Below are 10,317 nucleotides of genomic sequence, written 5' to 3' on the forward strand. Positions count from 1 at the left end.
AGTGAGATTGGGATGAGCATACCTGTTTAAATTGATCCCCATAATTCGAATGTTTTCTGACATGAGTAAAAATACCCGATCCTTAAACAGCAGATGAAATATACACAGAGTAAACGGCATTTTGTGAAACGTTCATATTTAGGAATACTGAAATTGCATCATTTCTTGTGACAGGGTTACCAGCTATATTGCTGGTCCATGTTACTGTGGCATTTGGAGTGACTGCATATGGAGCACCATTGGAAATACGCACGGGCTGCGCTCCTACATCTGTAGGTCTAATTGAGAAAATGATGGTTCCAGTAAGAACAGCCGTAGTTGTTAGAGTAATTGTAGATATGATGTTAGCTGCTAACGGTGCCCCTGCAGTATTAATAACATCAAAACATATTTGGAAAAGATACACTCCAGCAGGTAAGTTGTTTACATCTATTGCTCCAGAAAAAGCAACTATGCTTCCATTCGCAGCATCGACATAAGGTACCCTATTAGAAAGCGCTCCAGGCGACCCTGCTAAACGTTGAAATCCTGCATTATTTCCACCAAAATTAAGAACTTTTGTAAAATTGACTGGTGTCGCTCCGGTTGCTCCTCTTGCTCCAGTCGCCCCAGTTGCTCCTGTTGCTCCTGTTCCTCCGGTTGCTCCAGTCGGTCCAGTTACTCCTATTGCTCCAGTTGCTCCTGTTCCTCCGGTTGCACCAACTGCTCCTGTTCCTCCAGTTGCACCAACTGCTCCTGTTCCTCCAGTTGCACCAGTTACTCCTATTGCTCCTGTTGCTCCGGTTCCTCCAGTTGCTCCTGCTGCTCCTGTCGCTCCTACTGCTCCGGTTGCTCCGGTTGCTCCAGCTTCTCCCGTTGCTCCAGCTGCTCCTGTTCCTCCTGCAGCTCCGGTTGCACCTGCTGCTCCGGTTGGTCCTGTTGCTCCAGTTGGTCCCTGTGGTCCACCTGCTGGCCCCGTCGCTCCGGTCGCTCCTGTGTCACCAGTTGCTCCCGTTGCTCCGGTTGCACCTGTCGGTCCAGTTACTCCTGTTGCTCCAGCTACTCCGGTTGCTCCAGTTACTCCAGCTGCTCCAGCTTGTCCTGTTGCTCCAGCTGCTCCAGCTGTTCCTGTTGCTCCTGTTGCTCCAGTAGCTCCTCTCTTCCCTCTATGTCCCTTCTTCCCTCTAGGCCCTCTCTTGCAACACTTTGATGATGTGGACGTTGTCGTAGACGTTGTCGTACAACAACAATGTGAACTCGATTTTTTCGGATTTTTACTCATATAACTTTGTAGCTCAGGTTCAATCGAATCGAGGATTTGTTTAAGTTCTTCTTTATTTAATCGCTCCAAATATTCCACCTCTTCCCATTATTTTAATAGTTTATGAGCTAGAATATATTTTGCGAGGGCTAGATGAGAAAACAAGCATTCCCCTAGTAGAGTGACATATCGCATGAAATCTTAATACTATATTATGTAAAAATACTACTTACAAGAGGTGGCAGAATGAGCATCAATGATCATCTTTCTATCCCACATTTTCACATTACTGCAATTCCCGAGCAGCTCGAAAAATTAAACAAGAACATCTACTTAGAGCTATGGATCCCGGCAGTCCTTCGTCTTGATCAAGATGAATATCAAATAAAGCTGGCCTACCGTGGCTCACATACCCGTAAATTCCCAAAAAAATCGTTCCAGGTCAAGTTCATTTCACCAACGGATTACAAGGGAGAACGAGAATTTCATCTCAATGCCGAATATGCAGACCCCTCACTCATACGAAACAAACTTTCCTTTGACTTTTTTAACCGTATCGGTACCCTATCCCCACAATCCTACCATGTGCTACTGTCTATCAATGAACAATTTGCCGGTATATATTTGAAGCTTGAATCTGTAGATAATCGTTTTTTACAAACAAGAGAATTGCCGGACGGGCCGATTTATTACGCCATAAATTCGAATGCCAATTTCTCTCTTCTTAATCCTAAAACCTCTGAAGTTAAAGACTCCCTTGAAGAAGGGTATATGAGAAAGTGCGGAACGGCTGCAGACGATGCGGATTTACGTACGTTTATTTATAAAATCAACACGACCCCAGTCGCTCAATTTGAAGCCGCAATTGAAAAGCTGTTGGATGTCGATAGTTACCTTCGGTGGTTAGCGGGAGCCGTATGCACTCAAAACTTCGATGGTTTTATTCATAATTACGCTTTATACCGCAATAGAGAAACAGAACGGTTTACTATCATTCCGTGGGATTACGACGCAACCTGGGGGAGAAATGTGAACGGACGCTTACTGAAGCATACGTATCTTCCGATTGAGGGGTTTAATTCACTCACTGCGCGTATCTTGGATGTATCTTCATTTCGCTTATCATATTGTAGTCTTTTGCATGCTATTTTTCGTGAGCATTTTACAGAGATTGCACTGGAGCCTGAAATTATTTCACTGCAACAATTGCTTCATCCATTTATCCATCTCGATCCTAATAAAAGAGACGGCGAGGGAATATTTTTAAGCGAGCGAGGATTCATTCTTTCTTTTATCGAGAAGCGGAGGACATTTTTGATGGAGAGTATAGAATTATTCCAAGCCCACAAAAAGTAAGATAAGCAAAGCTCTTCAAGTTTTCTATGTGGTTCATCTAAGGATGACCAGATCGTCCACATTTCGGACGAGCGTAGACTTCAACCTTAGGATCTCTCCACCAGTTGCCTGTTAGCTACGAAGTAACTTGGCTCTTACCTCGAATTACATTTCATAAATTTAGTTGTGCTCAGCTTTGCTGGGCTCGCTACAACATAAAAACCCCACTTCATCGAAGTGGGGCCGCCTATACATATTGTCGCCTGCTTTTCAGTAAGCAATTAAACCTACACCTTACGCGAAGTCAACTTCGCTTGCGTCAGCAACATCAAATAGTCGTAGCCGCCAGCCTTGGAGTCGGTACCCGACATGTTGAACCCGCCGAAGGGGTGTACGCCGACAAGTGCTCCTGTACATTTGCGGTTGATATACAAGTTACCGCAATGAACGGTCTCTAAGGCTTCTGCGATGCGATCTTCGTCCGTGGAGAAGTACGACCCTGTCAACCCGAACTCCGTATCGTTGTACATCGCAATCGCTTCCTGCCAATTCGCGGCTTTCGCAATCGCGAGCACTGGCCCGAAGATCTCCTCCTGCATCAAACGCGCCTTGCCGCTCACATCACCGAACACAGTTGGCTGAATGTAATAGCCATTACCTTCGGCTTTGCCGCCGCCAACTAGCAGCGTGCCTTCGCTTTTGCCAACTTCGATGTAGTCCAAAATCCGCTCATACGATGCTTTATCAATCACTGGACCTGCCGCGAAGTTCAACTCCGGCAGACCGCTTTGTAGTCTGTTCGTGTAAGCGACAACTTTCTCAACCACTTCATCGTAAACCGACTCTACGATGATTGCGCGCGAACCTGCGGAGCATTTCTGACCTTGGAAGCCAAAAGCCGAAGCTACAATCGCAGCTGCAGCTGCATCCAGATCCGCCGTTTCGTCGACGACGATGCCGTCTTTTCCACCCATTTCAGCGATGACTCGCTTAATCCAAATTTGACCCGGAGCCACATCAGCAGCCAAACGGTTAATGCGTAAGCCAATTTCTTTCGAACCAGTGAAAGAGATAAAACGTGTTTTCGGATGCGTCGTCAAATAGTCGCCAACCTCAGCACCACTGCCCGGAATGAAGTTGATCACGCCTGCTGGCAGACCTACTTCCTCCATCAAAGCAACAAATTTATGTGCGATAACTGGTGTCGTAGAAGCTGGCTTCAGCAATACCGTATTCCCGGAAACAACCGCAGAAACCGTCATTCCTACACAAATTGCAAGCGGGAAATTCCACGGCGGAATCACAACGCCAACACCAAGCGGGATATAAGAAATCTGGTTGTTCTCACCAGGAATGCGTACCAAAGGCTGTGACTCATTGATCTCGCTCAAACGGATCATTTCACGCGCATAGAACTCGATGAAATCAATCGCTTCCGCGGTATCGACATCCGCTTCGACGTAGTTTTTACCAGACTCAAGGATCATCAGTGCTGAGAATTCATGCTTACGAGCACGCATAAGTGCCGCCGCTTTGAATAAATATTCCGCGCGCTCTCTAGCGGGAACCTTCTTCCAGGACTCGAACGTTTCGAGTGCGGTGTTCATTGCTTTTTCAGCCAAAGCCTGATCAGCCTTACTCACGTACCCAATCACTTCATCCACATTGCCTGGATTAATTGATGTAATCTTTGCTTCCGTCATGACCTTCTCAGATCCAATATATAGCGGGTACTCACGCCCAAGCTCGCCCTTCACCTTCGCAATAGCATCTTGCATCGCCTTCAAATTGTCCTCTAGTGCAAAATTAGTAAACGGTTCATTCGCGTATGGAATTACCTTCGTTGATAATGTAGTCATGTATAATGGCTCCTCTCTGGATAGAAAGCTATTTATTTGTTTACTCGGTTATTTGAACTTTATTTGAACATATTTTTAAGCACAAACCAGACATTGGCTGGACGCTCTGCTAATCTTCTCATGAAATAACCGAACCAATCCACGCCATATGGCACGTAAATGCGGACACGGTAGCCTTCTTTCACGAGTTGCTTTTGCAAATCTTCACAGATTCCATAAAGCATTTGGAACTCGAACTGATCTTTCCCGATGTTATTCTCACTCACGAATTGTTTCGTGAAATTAATAATCGCCTCATCATGACTAGCGACAGCTGTATAATGTCCATTCAACAGATGCTTCTGAATAATGACTTTGTAATTCTCATCGACAGCACTTTTCTCTGGAAAAGCAACCTCAGGAGACTCCTTATAAGCTCCCTTCACCAACCGCAAATTCGCGCCAAGCTCATGTAAATCATCAATATCCTTCAGAGTGCGGAACAGATAAGCCTGAATCACGATCCCGACATTGTCGTATTCTTGACGAAGCTCGCGGTAAATATCAAGCGAAACCTGACAATGCGCATAATCCTCCATATCGATACGAACAAAATTCCCATGCATCCGCGCACGATCCAAAATCCGTTTCATGCTGCTTACGCAAAGCTCTCTGCTAATATCTAATCCTAAGGAAGTCATCTTCAAGGATAAATTGGAGCGAACGCCCGACTCCGCAATCGCGTCGAGGGTTTGGATGCACATTGCAGCCGATTCTAACGCTTCTTCCTCGCTAAAAACAAACTCGCCCAAATGGTCCAACGTCGCCACGCGGCCATCTTGATTCAAACCACGCACGGCATTGATCGATTGCTGAATCGTCTCACCAGCTACAAAGCGTGCTGCGCCAAATCGGAGTCCATATTTCTTCGCTAAGCGATTGGCTGCGCGACTTTTGCCTAGGGATTGAAACATATTACGCATCATGAGTTCCATTTGTGGTTGCCTCCAAGAAGAAATTGTACACTTGTGTTTAATTTATAATCGAATTATACACTTTATTTTCATTTTTGAACACTGTATGTTTAAAAATAATTTAAAACTTGTACAACACACCTCTAATTCCTTTCATATCTGTACAATATTCATCATAGAGCCAAGTTGTGTTGAATCACCTACCTTTTCATGGTAAATTAAAACCAAATAAGGCGGATAAAAGAGGGTTAACATGTTCATTCCTGAACACTTTCCATTAAACACACAGATTCAAACACTTCCAATAGAGACGACATTTACGGAGCTCATTTCTATTATTCAAAAAGGAACCGCCGTAATCGTCCAACAAGAAGGTGCCGTAGCATTATTTACACCAGAGGATGCAGAGTTATTGAAAGCTTTTGAAGCATCGACGATGCTTGCACATCTTGTAAACATGAACTATTTTAACGTTCCAAGTTTCTCATTGAAGGAGCTCCAAGACCCCGACCACATTCAGAAGCTTAAACGTAGAGAAACTCGCTCCTTTCTTTGCACCAATGAACAACAAGATTCTATTCTAGGCTATGTCCCCCTAGGTGCATATGCCGCATACGTGATGAATGAAGGGCAGAAGTGGTACGCCTACTTCGCTGCTCTCGCAGATACTGTGACTGACGCCGTCACCGTTGTTAATCGGGATGGTGCCGTGATTTGTTGGAACCCTGTCGCAGAAGAGCTCTATGGGCTGCCGCGTGAAGACATAGTTGGCAAGCGCATAGGTGAACATTTCGATGTGGAAACCTTAATGGTTTTGAAAATGTTAGATGAAGGCAGACTCATTCGCAATACATATCACCGCCCAAGACCTGACACACATGTACTCATTAATGCATCACCGATCAAAGATGCCGCAGGCACGATTATCGGCGGGATTGCAACTGAACAAGATATTACCCAATTGGTGCGACTAAACGAACAATTAACAACAGTCGAGTCCGTTGGGCTTCCGAATGAAGCGTCGCAAGATGACCCTTTTGCCCTTATCAAAGGAAAGGGGCCTGCCATCGGCAAAGTTATTCAATGGGCCAAAAAAGTCGCGGCTACGGATTCCCCCGTCCTGCTCATCGGAGAATCAGGTGTTGGGAAGGAGCAACTCGCCCAAATTATTCATCAATCAAGCTCGCGAAGGGTTCAGCCTTTTATAACTGTTCATTGCGGCATTGTACCTGCTGGCATTTTGGAGACGGAATTGTTCGGCTATCAAGGCGGGGCATTCAGTGGAAACGAAAGTGGTCAACCCGGCAAATTAGAATTAGCCAAAGAGGGCACACTATTTATTAACGAAATTGAGAAAATGTCACTGGAGCTTCAAGCCAAACTCTATCGATACATCACGAAACAAATGCTTGTCCGTTCTGGCGGTAATCAACCTATCAGTGTAAGAACTCGCATTATTATTGCAACTACGCAGGATCTTGCTAGCAAGGTTGCTTCCCATGAATTCAGAACTGATCTTTACTATGCGCTGAATGTTGTTTCTATCCGAATCCCGCCTTTGCGCGAACGAAACGAAGATATCCCGGCGATGGTTCATATGTATCTGAAGCAATTTTCAATGCATTACCAGAAACCAGCACCTAGTCTGTCGCCAGAAGTGATTCTAGCGTTGTCCCAATACAATTGGCCTGGCAACATTCAAGAATTGAAAAATATCATAGAGCGGTGCATTATTTTAAATGAAGATGAGATGATCACGCTTGAACATTTACCACCTGCTTTACAAGAGCAGCAACCAAGTCTAATTCAGGATGTAGAATCCAATAGTATTCAGTTTAACGTCACTGAAGTGGATGAAATCACATTAATTGTGGAAGCTTTAGCCAAAACCGCGGGTAATAAAAGCGCAGCAGCCAAACTTCTCGGGATTTCTCGCGGAACACTTTATAATAAGATGAAAGAATTTGATCTGGAGTAAGCCGAGTACCTAGAACACGAAAAAGAAAAGCTCAAGTTACTACCATTCAACCCTAGTAATAGACTAGGTAATGAATGGTAGTTAAAATGAGCTCGGTTTTGAATTACGTATGACGATACGATTATATAAACTTTAGTTGATTGTAATACCGGCACTCGCAAAGCCGACAACAGTTTCCAGAAGATCCAGACCTCCTGTATCCAGGGAAAATACCATTAAGAGGCGATCTTGTGCTGCAACTGTTACAGCAAATGGAAGAATAGCATTTCTAGTAGTACCTATGGTAACCAAGCCGCTTAATGGCGGGGTTAACGGAACTACAGCAGCTGTCGGCGAGAAGATATTACTGCCAGCAGGTGCTCTATACAAGGTGGCCGTAACAGTCACTGGGCTTAACAACGTGACGCCAAGCGTGACACTGAAGAATGCAGATAAGGATGTGACTGTCCCAGCACGAGGCACCGAGAATGCAAAGTCCAGAAGTCCTCCGCTGGCTGAGAGATTAATAGTTGCTCCACCAACAACAACATTATCGATTGAACTTCCGAATCCGATAAGGCCGCCTGTGCTGAGTAACCCACCTAAAACAGAAGCTAATGCTACTGGAATACCTGATGCAAATGGAATAATGGATCCCGGTCCAGCTGCTCCCGTGGCTCCTGTTGCTCCCACTGTTCCTGCTGCTCCTGCTGCTCCCGTGGCTCCTGTTGCCCCTACTGCTCCTGCTGCTCCTGTTGCTCCTACTGTTCCTGCTGCTCCTGTTGCTCCTGTTGCCCCTACGGTTCCTGCTGCTCCTGTTGCTCCTGTTGCCCCTACTGCTCCTGCTGCTCCTGTTGCTCCTACTGTTCCTGCAACTCCTGCTGCACCCGTTGCTCCTGTTGCTCCTACTGCTCCAGCTGTCCCTGGCGCACCTGTTGCTCCCGTCGCTCCAGTTTCTCCTACCCCTGGACCCGTTGGTCCCATCGGACCCATTGGTCCCATTGGACCCGTTGCTCCTGCACCCGTTGGTCCCATCGGACCCATTGGTCCCATTGGACCCGTTGCTCCTGCACCCGTTGGTCCCATCGGACCCATCGGACCTAACGGCCCCATTGGACCCATCGGACCCATCGGACCTAACGGCCCCATTGGACCCATTGGACCCATTGGCCCTATTGGCCCCATTGCTCCCGCTGCTCCTGGTGCCCCAGTTGGTCCAATGCCCCCAATCCCGTATGGTCCTGTTGCTCCAGTAGCTCCTGCTGGTCCATGGTGTCCATGATCCCCTTTAGGACCTGTTGGGCCTGTATGGCCTCTTTTACCTCTATCGCCATCGTCGCCTTTTTTGCCTTTTGGCCCTTTTGGCCCTGTTGCTCCTGTTGCTCCTGTTGCTCCAATTACTCCAGTTGCACCGTGTGCTCCTGCTTCTCCGGTTGCCCCGGTTGCCCCTGTTGCACCAGCCGCTCCTACTGCCCCTGCTGCTCCTGCTGCTCCTGTGAAACCTCTAAAGCCGCGTGGACCGCGATCTCCTTTTGGGCCTTTTTTACAGCATTTCCGCTTGATTTTTACAAATACAATTTTGTGACAGTGTTTCTTCACTTTTTTCTTACGTTTATGGCAGCCGCATCCACTTACTTTATGGAGCTTCGCCCCACTTTTTTTAATAATTACACGTTTTTTCACTGTCGTGGTACTTTTCTTTTTGCCAACTAAGAGACTCAACTACAACACCTCCTGTGATGCTTCATCATACGGATTATCCCAGAGGTTTGTCTGTACTTTTTGGCAATAGATGGTTGTCCATTCCAAAATATGCATATGACTATATGTATAGGAAAAATGTTTCTTCAATAGAAGCAACAAAAGGCAACTGTATATCATCATGCATTCTTATCTTAAAAATCGATCATAAAAAAGCTCTTCTTACTTATATGCAATCAATCGATATACGAATGAGAGTTTATAAGTAAAGAAGAGCTAAGTGGTTCAAACAATTACTCTACTATTTTAATCGAATTAGTTAATTGATAATCCAGCACTAGCATAACCAGCAATCACTGCTGCAACGTCTAATATAGAAGTTGTAGTTGCAGAAAAGACTACTAATACCCGAGTTCCAGCAGTAACAACAATATTCGGTAATGTTGCTGTTACGGCAGTAATTTGACCCAAGGTTAAAAGTCCAGTTAAAGCAGGAGTCAATGATACACTTGCTACCTCAGTAAAAGTATTATCTGGTGTTGGAGAAGTATACACTCTAGCTGTAATCGTGACTGTTCCTGATAAAGTTATTCCTGCTGTTACACTAAAGTAAGCTGAAATGGCAGTTAAAATACCAGAACGCGGAATCGAAAATGCTAAGTTTTGCAGCAGACCCGGTCCACCGGCAATACTGATTGGTCCGCCAAAGAGTGATGCAACTGTTCCACTGTCACCAAAACCAATTAATCCTTGTGTTCCAACCGTATTTAATAAAGCTGCTGTTAATGGTACTGGTACGCCAGATGCAAAAGGAATAATCGCTGATGCCCCTGGTATTCCTGTTGCTCCTGTTGCACCGCCTACTCCAGTCGCTCCTGTTGCACCAACTGCTCCTGTTGCTCCCGTTGCTCCTGTTGCTCCAATAGCTCCAACTACACCTGTTGCTCCAGTCGCTCCGGTTGCACCAACTTCTCCAACTGCTCCTGTTGCACCCGTTGCTCCTGTTGCTCCAACTGCTCCAACTACACCTGTTGCACCCGTTGCTCCTGTTGCTCCAACTGCTCCAACTGCTCCTGTTGCACCCGTTGCTCCTGTTGCTCCAACAACACCTGTTGCACCTGTTGCTCCGGTTGCTCCAGCTACTCCATCTGCACCCGTTGCTCCTGTTGCTCCAACTGCTCCAGCTACACCTGTTGCTCCTGTCGCTCCTGTTGCTCCAGCTACTCCATCTGCACCCGTTGCTCCTGTTGCTCCAACTGCTCCAGCTACACC

Annotated in this window: 7 protein-coding genes; 2 read left to right on the forward strand and 5 right to left on the reverse strand. The window is 46.1% G+C overall.

Annotated elements, in window-relative coordinates:
• Nucleotides 1-82 precede the first annotated feature (82 nt).
• Nucleotides 83-1,330: a collagen-like protein gene (locus L6I86_RS24970; RefSeq protein WP_236291114.1), complete on the reverse strand. Its 1,248-nt coding sequence runs from the start codon at nucleotides 1,328-1,330 to the stop codon at nucleotides 83-85.
• A gap of 156 nt (nucleotides 1,331-1,486) precedes the next feature.
• Here L6I86_RS24970 and L6I86_RS24975 point away from each other — a divergent pair, with 156 nt between their 5' ends.
• Nucleotides 1,487-2,596, forward strand: coding sequence for a CotH kinase family protein (locus L6I86_RS24975; protein ID WP_236291115.1), 1,110 nt, complete (start codon nucleotides 1,487-1,489; stop codon nucleotides 2,594-2,596).
• A gap of 266 nt (nucleotides 2,597-2,862) precedes the next feature.
• Here the strand turns inward: L6I86_RS24975 and pruA are convergent, their stop codons facing one another.
• On the reverse strand, nucleotides 2,863-4,434 hold the full coding sequence (gene pruA / locus L6I86_RS24980) for an L-glutamate gamma-semialdehyde dehydrogenase (RefSeq protein WP_236291116.1): 1,572 nt from the start codon (nucleotides 4,432-4,434) through the stop codon (nucleotides 2,863-2,865).
• 59 nt (nucleotides 4,435-4,493) lie between these two features.
• The gene (locus tag L6I86_RS24985; RefSeq protein ID WP_236291117.1) at nucleotides 4,494-5,408 is read right to left on the reverse strand and encodes a proline dehydrogenase family protein; all 915 of its coding nucleotides are present in this window, start codon (nucleotides 5,406-5,408) and stop codon (nucleotides 4,494-4,496) included.
• 232 nt (nucleotides 5,409-5,640) lie between these two features.
• Between L6I86_RS24985 and L6I86_RS24990 the strand changes: the two genes are divergently transcribed.
• Nucleotides 5,641-7,365: a sigma-54 interaction domain-containing protein gene (locus L6I86_RS24990; protein WP_236291118.1), complete on the forward strand. Its 1,725-nt coding sequence runs from the start codon at nucleotides 5,641-5,643 to the stop codon at nucleotides 7,363-7,365.
• A 132-nt stretch (nucleotides 7,366-7,497) separates the two neighbouring features.
• On the opposite strand, the gene L6I86_RS24995 is transcribed toward L6I86_RS24990, so the two are convergent.
• Both L6I86_RS24995 and L6I86_RS25000 read right to left on the reverse strand, forming a co-directional pair.
• Nucleotides 7,498-9,066, reverse strand: a complete 1,569-nt coding sequence (locus L6I86_RS24995; protein ID WP_236291119.1) for an exosporium glycoprotein BclB-related protein — start codon at nucleotides 9,064-9,066, stop codon at nucleotides 7,498-7,500.
• Nucleotides 9,067-9,360: 294 nt separating this feature from the next.
• Nucleotides 9,361-10,317: exosporium glycoprotein BclB-related protein (locus L6I86_RS25000; RefSeq protein ID WP_276574893.1), on the reverse strand; the 957-nt coding region annotated here is incomplete at its 5' end.

Source organism: Paenibacillus allorhizoplanae (assembly GCF_927798215.1).
GTDB classification, from domain to species: Bacteria; Bacillota; Bacilli; order Paenibacillales; family NBRC-103111; genus Paenibacillus_E; species Paenibacillus_E allorhizoplanae.